Source organism: Alteromonas australica (genome assembly GCF_000730385.1).
GTDB classification, from domain to species: domain Bacteria; phylum Pseudomonadota; class Gammaproteobacteria; order Enterobacterales; family Alteromonadaceae; genus Alteromonas; species Alteromonas australica.
In genome coordinates, this window is record NZ_CP008849.1 from 3478718 (window position 1) to 3494263 (window position 15546).

Genomic DNA, 15546 nt, shown 5'->3' on the forward strand with positions numbered 1-15546 from the left:
CTAGCCTCTCCAGGTATAGGAAGTCTTGGCGAAAGAAGGTGCACTCAAACCTTTATTATCCCCCGCATTTTCTGGTACTGGGTCAATTTTCCACAGTAACGTAGTTAAAAAGAGGTTGTAGGTTTGACTAAAATCTAAGGGGTCTGGCGCGTCCCTTGAAACTAGGGTGACATACATTTTTACGGCGCTAAAACCCGCTGGAGTGGCATGCCTTAAATCACTGAGGGAAATTTCTTCGCATTCCATGGTGTCGGGGAAGGTAGAGGTAGGCGAAAACTCTGCGATATCAAAAACTTCAATGGCCATATCGGCCCAACTTTTCCCGCCGAGCTCATTTGAATCAACAAAAATTTTAAGCTTATCGTTACCGAGTAGTTGTATTTTTTGTCGGTATGCAGATTTACCGTTCGCGGTTACCGCACGTGGGTGGTATTCGGCGAGTCGTTGATCAGCAGAGAAATCTACTGCATTCACGTAAGCGACCTCTTCCGGCCAGTTGTAATCAGACATAGTCATAATCCTTATTTAAGAAAGTGTATTAGCTCTAACATAGTGTGGGGAATAGATTCACGGGTTTGCTCAAGAAAACGTTGAAGGGGTGGCGCGTCTTGTAGAAACGCCATCATCGACTGGTTTTCTTTTAACGATCTATTCGCATAACAATGCAAAATTGAGCTTCTTACTACTTCTGCATTGATAATACTTCCTAGCTTTCCAAGTGCGTTGAACGGATTAGAAGAATGGCGAGATTCATGTAAAACATGAAGCCATAAAGGTAGCCTTCTCTGGGAGAAGTTTGCTAATAACACTTGGTATGCACGGTATAATTCCGCTTCTTCACCTATCTCTAATGGTGCCTGTCTAAATAAGTCAACATCTAGCGCTAACTGAGGAAAATATTGTTTTATATAGGAAAGCGTGGCGTCCCCGGATGCGAGTTTCAGGGTGTTTGCCGCGTTTAAATTAATCAACACGATGTTTCCCTCATCAGGAATATCACCTAGCCCCACATCAATGGACATATCTATGGAATTGGCCTTTTGAGACGTTTCAATGAAAAATAATGACCAATCAATTTGCTCGTTTTCTTGCAGCCCCGCGGAGGTGGACCTCCTAAGAATACGATCCATGGTGAAATTAACAGTTGGATCCTTTGAAAAGGTATAGTTATTTCTTACTAGGCTATGACCAAACCTAAATGCAGCAAGTGAAAACTCTATGGGAACCGATGACAAGGGAGCATTCAGCGCTAGAATATACTGCCGTGTTTTTTTAAAATACGCGTTGTATACCCGCTCATCTAAGAGGCGGCGTAAAAAGTCATTCACCACCACAATATGAAAAAGCGTGGTAACAATGTCTTTCGCCAAAACAATTTTGGCCACGGAATCTGTCACATTCGTTAGGCGCTTAACGATGCGATTATGCAGCAACTGAAGTTGCCGATGAAGCTGCACTATAATGCTATTCTCGTCATTTCGCGCTTCAGGAATTAATGCTTTATTGTGTGTCCTGATCACGTCAAACGGCTGTCCATTATGTTTAAAACACCCTTCATCATCAAAATAGCGTGCAAGCTCGTCGCTACTTAAATTGCCATACACACTGTCTAAATTAAGGGCCGGTGACACAGTTCGCCCTCGAGCACGAGGGTTGGTTTTGGGCACGATATCGTGAGATATAAATTGCCCGAGGTAAGTATATCCTGCTGGAATGGAGGAGGTAGCGGATGCCATACCTCGCAGCCTCGTTCCTTGATGAGTGAGCAGCCGCGACAATGTGGCTATTTGGGCGTTTGAGAGCAATGGCTCTTCACTGCACAGTGGGAACAACCGGTTAATATTAATGCATTCCATTGCTTTTTATCCTAGGGTGATCTCGCTACATTGAGTTCGTAAGTTAGCCGTGTCACTTGTTCGCCAAGGGCTTCTACCGCCACCTCATAATGCCCCTCTTGCAGCAATTCGGTATCAACAAGTAATACGGCTTGTCCATCGCTATCTGACTGGCTGCGTTGCCACGACTTAATAATATGATTGCCGTCACTGGCCAGGCTGGCAGAAAATGCGGTTTGAGAAGTTTTCCCCGTATCCAAAACTAAAATAAGCGTTTTATGCTCATTTTCTATCACCACCATATTGTTTGATGTCTCGCCCCTGACTGTTTCTAAGTAAGCTATTTGTGAGGTATCACCAACCTCGTTCACCGCGGTGAATAAAGGCATGACTAACAAAGAAAGCGCAAATACCCCAGCACCGCCACTAAGCAGCCCTGTAATAAACCACCAAAATGCGCGGTAGCGAGGTTCGCTCTTCGGTGATTCATCAAGCAACTTCATGCCTTTTGCTAATACAGCGTCTAGTTCAAGTTGCTCAACAAATTGAGGGTTTTCTAACAAATACAATTCAAACGCTTCTGTTTCTTGTGGCGTTAACTGCCCAGACGCGTATTTTTGCGCAATAGCATTTTCTTCAATATATTTCTTGTTCATACTGGATCTAACCATCAACCCCGGAAGAAGAAGTGGGTGGTTCCCACCGTTTATTTGCCCATTTAGATCTAGGCCTTTGTATCTCTGACATACTCACTAAGTGTTGCGTAGAACGTATATCTCTCACCTGTTGGTGAAAAAAAACGGTTGGAGAAGTGACATCGAAGACAGTAAAAGACAGCACAATTGAAAGAAACAGCCCAAGGCTGAATTTACTGCTGTCTATCCCAAACCGCATTTGTAATATTTGCTTCAATCGATTTCTTGCCCGATAAAGTACACGGTCAAAATGGGCGTCAGTGAGTTGCAACTCTTCGCATATCACTGTTTTAGCTTGCCCATATACAAAGAAACGATAAAGCAAATCGCGATCGCGCTTGGTAGGCAGTTCATCTAATACTTGGGCCACAACTGCGACAAGCTTCTCTTGGCAAAGCTTTTCAGCATGTTCAGGTTGAAGGTGTTCGAACAGGTGATCTACCTGATCGTTACTGTCGGTTTTTCTGCGAGCTTCTTTACGATAGTTCGCAATAAGTAAGTTTCCTGCCACATTTCGAATGAAACTGGCAATGGCGGCAGCATTTTCAATTTCCCCCTTTCTGGCTTTAGTGATGACAACCACAAACGCATCTTGCGCAATATCAGCAGCCAATTCTGCATCACTGGTTTGGCGGTTAACAATATAGTGTAACCCACGCCAATATTGGCTCACTAAGGCTTCTTCAGCTTGCTTGTCTCCATTGCGAATTCGCTCAAGCAATACATCGGGTGAAACCAGTGTTTCCCCTTGCGCTTTTGAAAACATTTTCGACCTTATTTTGAATGTTTTTTAATCGACACTTAACGTTAGCGTATCGAATGCCTTGAAGCAATTGGGTATTTTTCAAACAACCAAGATTACCCTTGTACAATTGCGGGTAAACGGGTGACTTTGTTAGCGTATGGAGGGTATGAAAATGCTGGGTTTTAATTCAAAGGAAGAAAACGCGGAATAGCGAGGCTTGAGGAAAGTAAAACTACAACACTGAATAAAAATAAGCAGCGCCATACGAGGGTGGCGCTGTTTTCAATAAGGCTGACTACGCATCTTCACTAGAACTTAAACGATGCGTGAACTGCTCTACGGCGTTAACCACTTCTTTTGCACCGTCTTGAATTTGTGCAATCACTTGCCCTGCTTCTTCAGCATACTTTAAGCCACCTTGGGCTTTTTCATCGCCTACATTAACCAGCTCTACTGCATCTGACGCCAGAGATTGGTTATGTTTAACTACGTTGATAATTTCTTCCGTAGCGTCTGTGGTGCGCGAGGCCAGCTGGCGTACTTCATCGGCCACCACGGCGAAGCCACGGCCTTGGTCGCCGGCTCTAGCGGCTTCTATCGCGGCATTCAGTGCTAGCAAATTTGTTTGCTCGGCAATTGCGCTAATGCTGCCAATAATGGTTGCGATTTGCTGAGATTGATCGTCAAGGGCATGAATACCCTCTTTGGCTTTGTCCATTTGTTCCGACAACGAAGACATCTCTCCAAGAAGCTCTTCAATCACTTCTTTACCACGGGACGCAATTTGATCGGTACTGTTTGAAGAACGGTAAGCAATTTCTGCGGCGTTTGAAACCGCCCTTTCTTGCTCTACCTGTTCGGTGATATTCGTTGCCAACTTAACCACTTTATACATTCTGCCGTGCGAATCGCATATGGGGTTATAAGTGGCTCCCAGCCAAACTTTATTCCCGTGTGCGTCTAAGCGTTCAAAACGCCCTGCCACAAACTCGCCACGGGCCAAACGATCCCAAAATCGCTTATATTCATCAGAATTAGCATACTCTTGCTCACAAAAAATACGGTGGTGCTGGCCCTTAATTTGTTCCAAGCTGTATTTAACGGTTTGCAAAAAGGCATCATTGGCATTTTGAATATGGCCGTGAAGGTCAAATTCTATGACCGCATTTGATTTATGAAGCGCCGCCACTAAATCTTCATGTTCTTTCGATTTAGAGATGGTACGAGTAAGATCATTGAGGTTGACGGAATACTTGACGATTTTGCCGTTAACGTCAAATACAGGCTGCACCACACCGCGTAGCCAAGCCTCTTCACCGTTATTGCGTAAAAACTCAATGGCACCAAAATAATGCGCTTTTTCATCAATACACTGTTTTAGCTTTCTATAGTGAAGTGTCTCTTTCGCAATTTCAGGAACAAACTCGAAAAAATTCCGCCCTTTAATTTGCGCCAGTGAATAGCCCAATTCTTGTTCAAACAAGTGGTTTACATCTTGTATATTTGCATGAGCATCGAGGTGGGCAAATATCATTTCTTCACGCAAACCCTCACGGATTTGTTTAAGCATATGAACTTCTTCACGTAGCTCAGCGTTTTCTTTTACAAGGTGTTTATTGAACATATGGCCTTCCTTGACGAAGTGAGTTAAACATTGTTAGGTGCGAGACACACTAATGTAATTAAGCTTATCGGCAACGCACAATACTACGTTAGGTTTAAAATTCTCACCTCGCAAGAAATCCACAAAAATTACCCCAAAATTTAATCTATGCTTGGGCTTTTGCACGCTGCGGCGGTAAATAGGACATCCGTTGAGCTGTTTAATGCTGTTTCTGCCGAGTCTTGAATAACCCCAAGAATAAACCCTGTTGCCACCACTTGCATGGCGATGTCGTTAGGAATATTAAACAAACTACAAGCAAGAGGAATCAGAAGTAGCGACCCGCCCGCCACACCAGAGCTTCCGCATGCCGATACCGCAGCCACTAGACTAAGCACCACCGCTGTAACAAAGTCGACCGGAATGTTTAGGGTATTAACTGCGGCTAGCGTCAGTACGGTTATGGTAATCGCCGCCCCGCCCATATTTATCGTTGCACCCAACGGAATAGAAACTGAATAAGTGTCTTCATTCAATTTTAGCCGTTCACACAACGCCATATTGACAGGAATATTGGCCGCAGAACTACGGGTAAAAAATGCAGTGATCCCACTTTCTTTTAAACAGGTGAAAACGAGGGGATAAGGATTACTACGTGTAGCAATAAATACGAGTAAGGGGTTGGTAACTAATGCAATAAACAGCATGGCACTGATGAGAACCAGTAGTAAATGAGAATAGTCTACAAGCGCCTCAACACCAGTGCTCGCGAGGGTATTTGCCACTAATCCGAATATTCCAAACGGCGCTAAACGAATGATTATATTGACCACTGACGTCACGCTATCTGCTAAGTTTAGCAACACATTCTTGGTGGTTTCAGATCCCTTGCCGAGACCAAACCCTATGGCTGCAGCCCAGGTTAAAATACCAATATAGTTGCCTTGTACTAACGCATTCACTGGGTTGTCCACCATGTTAAAAACCAAAGTGGTGAGCACCTCACTTATGCCTTCGGGTGCCACTTGTTTAACATTTGAAGTCAGTAGATTTAGCGTGCTGGGAAACATAAAACTGAAAACCACGGCCGTCACCGAGGCTATAAGTGTTCCAGCCATATACAGAAAAAGTACAGGTTTAATATAGGTTTGCTGCGACTTTTTGTGATTGGCAATAGAAGCCATCACCAACACAAACACTAAAAGAGGTGCTATGGCTTTCAAAGCTTTAACAAACAGCGTACCAACGACACTTGCTTTGGAGGCGAGTTCAGGAGAAATAAAGGCTAAAACCGCACCCAGCACTATGCCCACGACAATTTGTAAAACAATATTGCCGTTCATATACATGCGCAACAAGCTTGGTTTTTTAGGTAAAGACATACAACGTACTTCTGCTATAAAATTTTAGCGCTGCACCTTAATGCAAAGCGGCACAGATTTGAACTGGTTTATCTTCAACACCCCGTAAAATGCGGTAAAACAGGGTATGACGTTTTCTAAACGAGACAGGCATGGTTATTTAATTTCACATGAATCTATGCAATACGAGACAGGCATGGTTATTTAGTGCCTGTCTCGTTTAGTAGTAATGGTTACAAAAGTATATCGTTGTGTGGTGTTTAGGTATTCATGACCTAGCATCTATTGTACATAACGAATAAAAGCCCCGCGAGGGCGAGGCTTTGGATTCAAATTAAAATGACTGTTCCTATAGAAGAAAGGTCAAACACACATCCTTAGTTTGTTTCATATATATACTCAGCAACCTTGAAACCTTTTACTTCGTGACAACTTGTTACATTGAATTTCGAAGACAACTCATCTTCTACAAAACTCTTTAACATAACTAAACTTTGACCATCACTCTCAATACTGTAGTGAGATAGTAAGCTTCCCCATTCGCCAAACCTAACAAATAGAGTAAAGACACTACTGTCTATTTTATTACTATATACGATTGATGCTGGGTTACTATTATCAATCGATATATTATTGCGAGCTGAAAACTCCCTAAGGTCTTCCTTTAAACCATTTGTATGCGCTATATCCAATTTTATAAATACACAATAGTCGGATTTGATTTTTGTAATCTTTCTTGCATCATTAATCTTAGCGGCAATTCCTCCTGCTACAATTAACACAAGGAAAGTGACCAATACGATTTTTCTACTCATAATTTTTCCTAGTAATAGCTATACTTATAAACGAGGGGGATTAAATAAAATTTCGGTATTGATTCGATTCGATACGTCAGAATGCATTTTACCAAAAGCACCATAACCAATAGCCATATTCCAAAATTGATCTTTCCCAGTACCAACTCCTCTAGAATAAAACCAAACAGCTCCTTGTGACTCAAAAGTAGCATGGACAACCACCCCCGGATGGAACCAATGTCCACTAAGAGTAACATTCACCGAAAAATTACCAATAGCAAAATGATTAATCGGATTAATTCCAAGCAACGAAGTTTCTCCATTGCCGGGAGGTAAAATCTTGAAAGGTACGCCTTCAGAATCAACAATTCCCGCAACTGCACTTACAGTACAACTGCTCGAAATTAAGCAGCCAAATGATGGGCCTATTTCATATTGGTGATAGTTGGGATCACCTGTATCATAGCTATCTACAAATTTTTCGGTTAATTTTCTTCCTTTTTCTCGCCTCTTATCTTGTTCAGAATTTCCACTACAATTACCTGTTTGCTTACACCTTTTCCTCTCAAATTCCTGCCCAGTAGCCGTTCTCGACGCCATCCCAGTCGGATCAACATACTTAAACGGATTATTATTCGCATAAGCATATCGATTAAAGCTATGCACATCACGGAATCCAATGGGATCATTGGAGTAGAAACGCCCTATAACTGGATCATAGTATCGTGCCTGCATATAAGTAAGCCCAATACTTTTGTCATGCTTATGGCCGGTGTAACCTATTTCATCTTCACCTGAACTGGCATTCGTCTTCCCCCACTCTAGTCCGAAAGGGGCATAGCGCAATCGCTTGATAAGGCCACCGTCGCTGTTTGTCTTCCCAGCCGTTGTACCTAAAATGTCTGGGTGGATAAACGTTTGTTCGCCTGCCCCCTGATGGGCAATTAATTGGCTTCCCAAATAGTAGTTTTGTCTGTAAGCCCCATTTATCCTTTCATAGAGCAATTGACCTGAAAGCGAATACATTGAATAACGTGTGCCTTCACTATCCACCGCCTTAACCCTTTTGCCATGACCATCGTACACGTAGCTATTACCACTCGCACTTCGCATTTCATTAGCCAAGTTATACGTAAAACTATCAAAGCCGTTGTCTTCTACATTTCCTCTATCATCATAAGTAAATGTATAGGCTCTCATTCCAGATGTAGAATATAAACGTTCGTTCGCATCGTACGTGTAGTTAATCGTTCCCGCTATTGAATCGAACTTTTCTATATTGCCAAGGCTATCGTAATTTAGGTCGCCTATAAGTGAATTATTGCCGTTGCGAATATTGTCTAGCCTATCAAGGCCATCATATGTTAAACGCAGGTCATAGGTGTTTGATTGTTTATCGTCCCAAAACGTAATATTCCCATTTCCGTCATAGGAATATTGGTTGTAAACAATATTCCTAGTGCCGCAAAGACTTCTTTGAATATTGGGGTACCCTGACGTATAAAGCGTCTGAGTGTTGACACACCCATTTTTCAACGTAACCGATTTATATAATCCATTCGGATGGAAAGAGATGCTTGTTGCGAATACCCCCACGCGCTGCGGCTGCCCCAATGGGTTAGGTTGATACCATAAGCTTCCGCCACCTGGATACACCACATTTTTTCGATTTCCATGGTTGTCGTATAAGTAAGATATTGTCCAATCGAAACCATCAATTCTCAACCTTTCGCTTTCAACCAAATTTAAGTCGTTGTAGGTGTAGTTTTGAATCACATCACCATATTCTAACGATGTTAGGTTACTGTTTTTATCGTAAGTATAAACCTTGTCGTCAGTGCCATCTCCGTATGATACTTTGCGTATGTTTCCCAAGTTGTCGTAAGTGAATGTCGTTTTTTCAGCAGTTTCAACACTATTATCACAGCTAGTTTCTGACGCACTAACCAAGACAGGCATATCTAAAATCCCACTATTATGCCTGTCTCATTAAGTTTTTAGCGGTGCACAAACAAAAAAGGGTAAGCGTTAAAATCGCTTACCCTTTTTTAGTGGCTGTGCCGCCTACATTTGATAGTTTATGCTCAAGTATACGGCTCGGCCTAGTGTTTGATAGTTAAGAACCGTTTCGTACTCTTCGTCAAACACATTATGTAACTTCAATTTAACGGAAATAGCTTCAGTGAAGCGGTGATTGACGCTTACATCAACTAGTTGGTAGCTGTCTAATTCCACACCCGAGTCCATTCGATCCCCTTTGTATTCATAATTCAGCATTAGGTCGGTAGTATCAAAGCTTGCGGTAAATTGATAGCTAAACTGGTTCTTAGCGCGTCTCACTAAACGCGAACCCGTGGCGCCATCTACGGCATCTAAGTAGCCATAATTAAACGTGTGGTTTCCACCCAAACCAGAATAGTTCGCTGTAATATCAATACCACTGATATCCGCTTGCGATAAGTTTCTGGGTTGCCATACATTATCGGCATCAGGTGCCCACTCAATCAGGTTTTCAATATCTGTATTGTAGTAGCTCACCGTTAAGTCAAAGGCGTTTTTCACATAAGTGACATTCACTTCTTCAGTGTCAGAGGTTTCAGACAATAAATCTGGATTACCGCCATAGGGATAGTACAAGTCATTAAACGTAGGTGCTTTAAAGCCAGTACCTTTAGCCACTGACAGCTGAATTTCATCAGTGATTTGGTAACCCACACCTAGATTATAGGTGGTTTCACTGTCGATATTTTCAACGTCGTCGTACCTTACCGCCACCTCGGCAGTAACACCATTTTGCGAGAATAAACCATGACCAAAATACCCTTCAACACGACGCTCTGATTGCGTAAATGCAGTAGACGACACCATTTCCTCTTTGTACTGGTCGGTGCCAAGTACAAGGGTGAATGATTCATTGAAAATTGAGGTATTGGTGGCAGAGAGCTGATCGCTTTGCGTTTCGAATAGATCGCCGTCTTGTTTTGCACGATCGTTACCAAAACTGAGGTTTTTATCTTTGATTGCCCCTACAGACAGCGTGGCGGTGTTTTGAATATCAGACGCTGTCCACTGGTAATTGCCAGCTAATTGCCATTCACGATTTTCGTTTTCACTGGTATTAAGGTATGTGGAATCGAAGTCTACATCTTGTTTTGATGACTTAAACAACCAGTTCACTGACAACGCGTTGGTGACAGTTTGATTACCATTAACGGTAAAGCTTATATTCTCGTAGCCATCATCATCAGGCTCTGAAGTTTTAAGTACATCAAGTCCGTCGCTGCGCTCTTTGTTTATCGCAAACGTAGTGGCACCATTGCCGTGAGAAACACCGGTGCCAAGATAATATGACTGTGTGTTATTGGTCCCATATTTGGCATTTAAAGTTACGCTACCCGGCGCTTGTTCTCGCGTAATGATATTAATAACACCACCAATGGCATCTGATCCCCATACCGCAGCGCGTGGGCCTTTAACAATTTCAATACGCTCGATTAGCTCAGGCGACATGGTATTCCATGTTGCGCCACCACTGCTTGCTGTATTAACCCGTAAGCCATTTACTAATACCAGTGTTTGATCTGAACTTGCACCTCGGGTAAATACCGACGCCACTTGTCTGCGGCCACCATTTGTGGCGACATCAATGCCTGCATAACGAGAAAGTAGCTCGGGTACCGATTCCACTTGAGCAAGTTCAATGTCTGAACGCTCGATGACAACATGGGTGGCCAAGGTAGGTAGTTGAACGTTGGCCCCACGTGACGCGGTAACTGTGATTGTTTCTACGCCATCGTCAGCGCTAACCATCGATGATGTAGCCGCCGCTACCGCGAGCGCTAATGTAAGTCTTTTCACTTGTGTATTTCCTCAATCTTAAAAAAACAGACGATTGAAGGAGGGGAAAGAGAATGAAGTTAGTTAACTCACTACACGTGCAACGCCGTGCAATCCGATGCTCTAAGTCGACATTCCAATGAAGCCCTCCGCTTCATTCGTAATAGCTGTCATCTGTGAATAATATTTCAGGCCGGTGTCGGGCTAACGCGCTTGGCGTATTACCGTTGCGGGGGCAGCAGTGGAATAACAACAAACGTAAGCCATCATGACGTACAAGCACACTAATATTCATGAAGATTGTTTGATGGGAACCACATTTCCCGTTTAACCTAACCAGACACTTTTGCATGATGTGTCGTTAGGCACCTGTGACAGTGGCGTGAAAGATATCCACGCCGCCGGTTATTGTCAATCAATTACTTTGTGTTATACCTTTGCCGAGCCTGGTCTACAAACGCGCATAGTCGCTCAACTTCCTCTAGCATTCTTACTGTCATACGATGGGTTTTGTCGGCGTTGGGGTGAAAAATCAAATCATTTTTTGAAGCCAAGATATGGGGGTAAACAGACCAATCTAATGCGTCTGCGTTTTTTGCGCTATGGGGAGTAGGTTGAATGACAATTTGAGGGTTAATCGCCAAAACTTGCTCTAAACTGACTAAAGGATAATCTTCATGCAAGTGTGAAAACGGGTTGTTTACGCCACATACTTCGAGTTGTTGTTGAAGCCATGCTTTATTGGCAACCGTTCTAAGGGGGCGAGCCCATAGTTCGTAAAAGCCAGTAACCGGAGGCGCTGAGGCATATTCGAGTTTCAATGTATTTAACCGCTGAAGATATTGATTCGCCAAGCGTTGCGCGGTTTCCTGTTTGTTGACTAGCTTACCCAACATAATGAGTTCATCTGCAACGCTTTCCAGTGTGGTGGGGTTTGAATACACCACCGTTAAACCGTATTTCTTAAGGCGCGCCAAATCATCTTGCGGATTGCCTGTACGCCACGCAATAATGATGTCTGGCGATAGCTGTACAATGCGTTCGATTTGCAGCCGGGCATAGTTGCCCACGCGCGGTATCTGCTTGGCCGCCTCTGGATAATCTGAATGCTCCGACGTTGCAATAATGCTATTACCAGCACCAATGGCAAATAAAGATTCAACCACGTGAGGGGCGAGTGCCACAATGCGCAAGGGGGCTTTTTCCCCCTCATCGGCGCTAACCCCAACGCTAGCCATGACGAAAATAAACGATAGATAAAATAACTTCACCAATGTTGCCCTTTTATTGTTATGCACGCTGACGTATTGCCAAGAAAAAGAAAATACTGCCGATGGCCGAGGTGATAATGCCTATGGGTATTTCTTGGCCTGACAATAAGGTTCTGGCGAGAATATCTACACTTACCATAAAGGTGCCACCTAACAGCACGCATCCCATAATAAGTGTGCGGCTAGTTACCCCGAGCCAATTCCGTATAATATGAGGGATCATAAGCCCAACGAAACCAATGCCCCCACAGTAAGACACAATACATGCCGTGAGCGCCGCACAAATAGCAAGGCACAACATGCGGATAACGGTGACATTAACCCCCAACGACTTGGCGCTTTCATCACCAAGTAATAAAGCATCTAAATGACGACCGAAAAGCAGCAATACCGCAACACTTAACGCAACAATGGGTAACATTATCCACGCATACCATACCTCGGCACGCGCTAAGCTTCCCATTAACCAAAACACCACTTTGTTGGCCGCGAAGGGTTCAGCAATAAATAAAATAAAATGGGAGAACGCCCCCAACATAAAAGAAACAGCCACGCCTGCGAGTAACAAGTGTTCGGTTCGCCTGCCAAGGGCACTGGATACCAATACTTGTACTAACGCCACGGCAAACAATGCCCCCAAGAACGCGGCACCAGGCAGCGTAATTGAGAAGGCCGTGTCAGCGTCTACACCAATTAAGCCAAGCTGAGCCGCCACACTTTCGCTAAACAAAAGCGTGGCAATACTGGCTCCTAGCCCTGCGCCTGCAACCACACCAAACAAATAAGGGTCGGTAAGGCTATTGCGCGTCACATTTTGCAAGGTTGCACCGGCCACCGCTAAGCCTATCCCCACCAAAAAACCAACGGCAATGCGAGGCACACGAATTTGCCAAAAAATGAGGGATTCTGTCGGGTTATCACACTGCCCTAAAAGGCATTGCGTAATCTGATTTGGCGACAGTTCAGCCGCACCAAAAAACAGGGAGATGCCACAGGCACCGATAGCGGCGATAGACAATAACCACCACTTTAGGGTGATACTTAGTGGCGCTCGCCCCATCATTTTCCCCACCTGCTTAAATCTAGTACAGTTTTGCGACTGGGCGTAAATGAAACATGGGGTTTGCCATTTTGCGTTTTTACTTCACATGGAATGCTAAATACGCGGGTTAACAAATCAGCGTTTAATACGGGCTCTGGCTCGCCATAGGCGATCAAATCTCCCGAATTTAAAAGTGCTATTTTATCACAATACTGTGAGGCCAAATTCATATCATGTAAGCTCATGACAACGGTCACCCCAAGTTGTCTAGCTAAGTCGTGAAGCAGTTGCAAAACTTGATGTTGATAGTAGACATCCAGGTGGTTAACTGGCTCATCTAAAATAAGCAGAGGCGAGCCTTGCACCAACGCGCGAGCAATCAGCCCCCGTTGCTGTTCGCCACCCGAAAGACTGCTGTATTCCTGGTGTAGCTTTCCTTCAAGGCCAACTGCTTGAATGGCGTCTTCTACACGTTGCGAATCTGTTGCGGTTTCACGTGACAATAACGTTTTATGGGGGAGTAATCCCATTCTAACCACCTGCTTAAGGGTGACAGAAAACACCACATCGTTGAGTTGGTTTACCACTGCAATTTCACGCGCAAGTGCTTGAATACTGTAATCAGCAACCCCGTGCCCACACCAATTCACAACACCTTGATGGCGTTTTTGCCCAGCTATCACCTTAAGCAGGCTGGTTTTGCCGGCACCATTGGGCCCAAGCACACCTAAAACCTCTCCGCGCTCAACGCCGAAATTGATGTTTTTTAAAATAGCTTTATCACCGATAGACAGTGATACTTGATGAATACAAAGGGCGCTGTTGATAGACAATATTCCACCTGTTTGGGTGGCGAGAATGGGCAAGCAACTAACGTTAAATCGTGAGACTCAAATCCTATGTATCAGCACCATGCGCTGAATTTAGACTTGGCTAACATTCAAGGGGTAAGCAGGCTTGCTATCGTGTATTCCCGCACGCGTTAACAATATGGTGTAGAAGGCTGGTATCTGACTTGAATAGCACCGGGCTATCTTACAGTTGCGGGTACAGTTTTGGACTTTCACCAAATTCCCAATAGCGATGTGTTCGCAATAAACCTTCTGCACTCTATGGGCACGAATATAGCAGACACGAGATGTGTAAGGCTACGTTTGTTTAAATACAACTATAGTGCGGCTTTCCACGCTGATTCGGGAAGTAAGTACAGGCCATTCGCGCTGTTAGCCCCTTCCCCGACAATATGACCGATCCCTGCAGCCATTACCGCAAGGGTAACGTCAAAGGCGTTTAAACTGTCACCGTATCCGGCGGTTAAATTAAACATGGAGCCATCAGCCAATAAGAAAAGCGTTTTACCATTCAAGTTATAGGCATTCACATAAGGCATAGGTAGGCTATGACTGGCATTGTCTTTTAAATAAGGCACGTCGATTTCTTGTGCTACGTGACCCACGTTTAAAATAAAAGTACCGTCTTTCATGGTGTCTAAATGACAAGCATTTACTACACCGTATGCGCCTGTTGCAGTGGCGATAACATCTGCGTTTTTCACGGCTTCTGCTAAGTCGACGACAGGCCAGCCGTCATATTTTGCTTGTAGCCCACGAGCAGGGTCGAGTTCAGCCACTTGTACCTGAGCACCAAATGCCTTGGCAGATGCTGCTACGCCTTGCCCCACTAACCCATACCCAATAACCACTACCACTTTTTCATGTAACGTTAGGTGAGTGGTTTGGAAGAACGTTTGCCATGCACTTAGTCCCACCATATGTCTATTGTGCAGGCCCTCTTTAACCGGTAAATCATCCCAATTGAAAATAGGGTAATTGGGCGCCATTCCATTTAAGCGGTTAATTCCAGAGCCGGTAGCTTCTAAGCCAGCAACAATAGCGGGAACTGGCTTACCTTCACTCACGTTTTCATGTAGGCGGGTGGTTAAATCTGCGCCCATTTCACACAAGTGTGTGGGTTGCCACGCTAACGCTTTGTCAAAAGACTCCGACCACTGTGCGTTGGTCATATTGCGCCATGCATGTGCCACCGCGCCTTTATCAACAAGGTGAGCAACCACGTCATCTTGCACCGTGGTGGGGTTACATGTCGTCAGAAAAACCTCACAGCCCCGTGACAGCAAGCCTTCAACTAAGGGAGCCATTTTTAAATCTAAATGCATGTTACAGGCGAGTTTTACGCCTTTCAGATCAGGTAGAGAAGACACCGCAGTGCGGGTACGTGGCATATGCAAGCTTGCCCATGCAAGCTCGGCTTGAAAATCTTGATACATAAACTGTGCTACTCGAAAAAAGAAGAGTCTGCATAATACGTTACCTGTCTTACAAACCACAATAGCCCCATGA

At 44.2% G+C, this 15546-nt stretch carries 13 protein-coding genes and 2 riboswitches; all 13 genes read right to left on the reverse strand.

Annotation, left to right across the window (positions count from 1 at the left end; all coding sequences use genetic code 11):
* Window positions 1-510, reverse strand: coding sequence for a hypothetical protein (locus EP13_RS15210; RefSeq protein WP_044058025.1), 510 nt, complete (start codon window positions 508-510; stop codon window positions 1-3).
* A gap of 11 nt (window positions 511-521) precedes the next feature.
* Window positions 522-1856 (reverse strand): peroxidase family protein, encoded by a 1335-nt coding sequence (locus EP13_RS15215; protein WP_156026764.1) that lies wholly within the window; start codon window positions 1854-1856, stop codon window positions 522-524.
* 11 nt (window positions 1857-1867) lie between these two features.
* A complete protein-coding gene (locus tag EP13_RS15220; RefSeq protein WP_044058027.1) occupies window positions 1868-2491 on the reverse strand; it encodes a hypothetical protein in 624 nt (207 codons plus the stop codon).
* 7 nt (window positions 2492-2498) lie between these two features.
* The gene (locus tag EP13_RS15225; RefSeq protein ID WP_044058028.1) at window positions 2499-3296 is read right to left on the reverse strand and encodes an RNA polymerase sigma factor; all 798 of its coding nucleotides are present in this window, start codon (window positions 3294-3296) and stop codon (window positions 2499-2501) included.
* Between the two features lie 274 nt (window positions 3297-3570).
* The gene (locus EP13_RS15230; protein ID WP_044058029.1) at window positions 3571-4899 is read right to left on the reverse strand and encodes a methyl-accepting chemotaxis protein; all 1329 of its coding nucleotides are present in this window, start codon (window positions 4897-4899) and stop codon (window positions 3571-3573) included.
* Between the two features lie 140 nt (window positions 4900-5039).
* The gene (sstT, locus tag EP13_RS15235) at window positions 5040-6260 is read right to left on the reverse strand and encodes a serine/threonine transporter SstT (protein ID WP_044058030.1); all 1221 of its coding nucleotides are present in this window, start codon (window positions 6258-6260) and stop codon (window positions 5040-5042) included.
* Window positions 6261-6616: 356 nt separating this feature from the next.
* Complete coding sequence (locus tag EP13_RS15240) at window positions 6617-7054, reverse strand: hypothetical protein (protein WP_044058031.1); 438 nt, start codon at window positions 7052-7054, stop codon at window positions 6617-6619.
* 24 nt (window positions 7055-7078) lie between these two features.
* Window positions 7079-8995, reverse strand: a complete 1917-nt coding sequence (locus EP13_RS15245; protein WP_044058032.1) for an RHS repeat domain-containing protein — start codon at window positions 8993-8995, stop codon at window positions 7079-7081.
* Between the two features lie 105 nt (window positions 8996-9100).
* A complete protein-coding gene (locus EP13_RS15250; protein WP_044058033.1) occupies window positions 9101-10894 on the reverse strand; it encodes a TonB-dependent receptor domain-containing protein in 1794 nt (597 codons plus the stop codon).
* A 153-nt stretch (window positions 10895-11047) separates the two neighbouring features.
* Window positions 11048-11261: riboswitch (cobalamin riboswitch) on the reverse strand.
* A gap of 31 nt (window positions 11262-11292) precedes the next feature.
* The gene (locus tag EP13_RS15255) at window positions 11293-12144 is read right to left on the reverse strand and encodes a cobalamin-binding protein (protein WP_332309674.1); all 852 of its coding nucleotides are present in this window, start codon (window positions 12142-12144) and stop codon (window positions 11293-11295) included.
* Between the two features lie 19 nt (window positions 12145-12163).
* Window positions 12164-13183 carry a FecCD family ABC transporter permease gene (locus EP13_RS15260; RefSeq protein ID WP_156026829.1) on the reverse strand — a complete coding sequence of 340 codons (1020 nt, stop codon included), beginning with the start codon at window positions 13181-13183 and terminating at the stop codon, window positions 12164-12166.
* A gap of 20 nt (window positions 13184-13203) precedes the next feature.
* Window positions 13204-14019 (reverse strand): ABC transporter ATP-binding protein, encoded by an 816-nt coding sequence (locus tag EP13_RS15265; RefSeq protein WP_044058034.1) that lies wholly within the window; start codon window positions 14017-14019, stop codon window positions 13204-13206.
* 151 nt (window positions 14020-14170) lie between these two features.
* Window positions 14171-14305, reverse strand: a riboswitch (cobalamin riboswitch).
* Between the two features lie 49 nt (window positions 14306-14354).
* On the reverse strand, window positions 14355-15473 hold the full coding sequence (locus EP13_RS15270; protein WP_044058035.1) for an adenosylhomocysteinase: 1119 nt from the start codon (window positions 15471-15473) through the stop codon (window positions 14355-14357).
* Between the last annotated feature and the right edge of the window lie 73 nt (window positions 15474-15546).

Coding starts and splice junctions, on each gene's coding strand:
- EP13_RS15220 (WP_044058027.1), bottom strand. CDS start 2,491: ATGAACAAGAAATATATTGAAGAAAATGCTATTGCGCAAAAATACGCG.
- sstT (WP_044058030.1), bottom strand. CDS start 6,260: ATGTCTTTACCTAAAAAACCAAGCTTGTTGCGCATGTATATGAACGGC.
- EP13_RS15225 (WP_044058028.1), bottom strand. CDS start 3,296: ATGTTTTCAAAAGCGCAAGGGGAAACACTGGTTTCACCCGATGTATTG.
- EP13_RS15215 (WP_156026764.1), bottom strand. CDS start 1,856: ATGGAATGCATTAATATTAACCGGTTGTTCCCACTGTGCAGTGAAGAG.
- EP13_RS15240 (WP_044058031.1), bottom strand. CDS start 7,054: ATGAGTAGAAAAATCGTATTGGTCACTTTCCTTGTGTTAATTGTAGCA.
- EP13_RS15245 (WP_044058032.1), bottom strand. CDS start 8,995: ATGCCTGTCTTGGTTAGTGCGTCAGAAACTAGCTGTGATAATAGTGTT.
- EP13_RS15210 (WP_044058025.1), bottom strand. CDS start 510: ATGTCTGATTACAACTGGCCGGAAGAGGTCGCTTACGTGAATGCAGTA.
- EP13_RS15230 (WP_044058029.1), bottom strand. CDS start 4,899: ATGTTCAATAAACACCTTGTAAAAGAAAACGCTGAGCTACGTGAAGAA.
- EP13_RS15270 (WP_044058035.1), bottom strand. CDS start 15,473: ATGTATCAAGATTTTCAAGCCGAGCTTGCATGGGCAAGCTTGCATATG.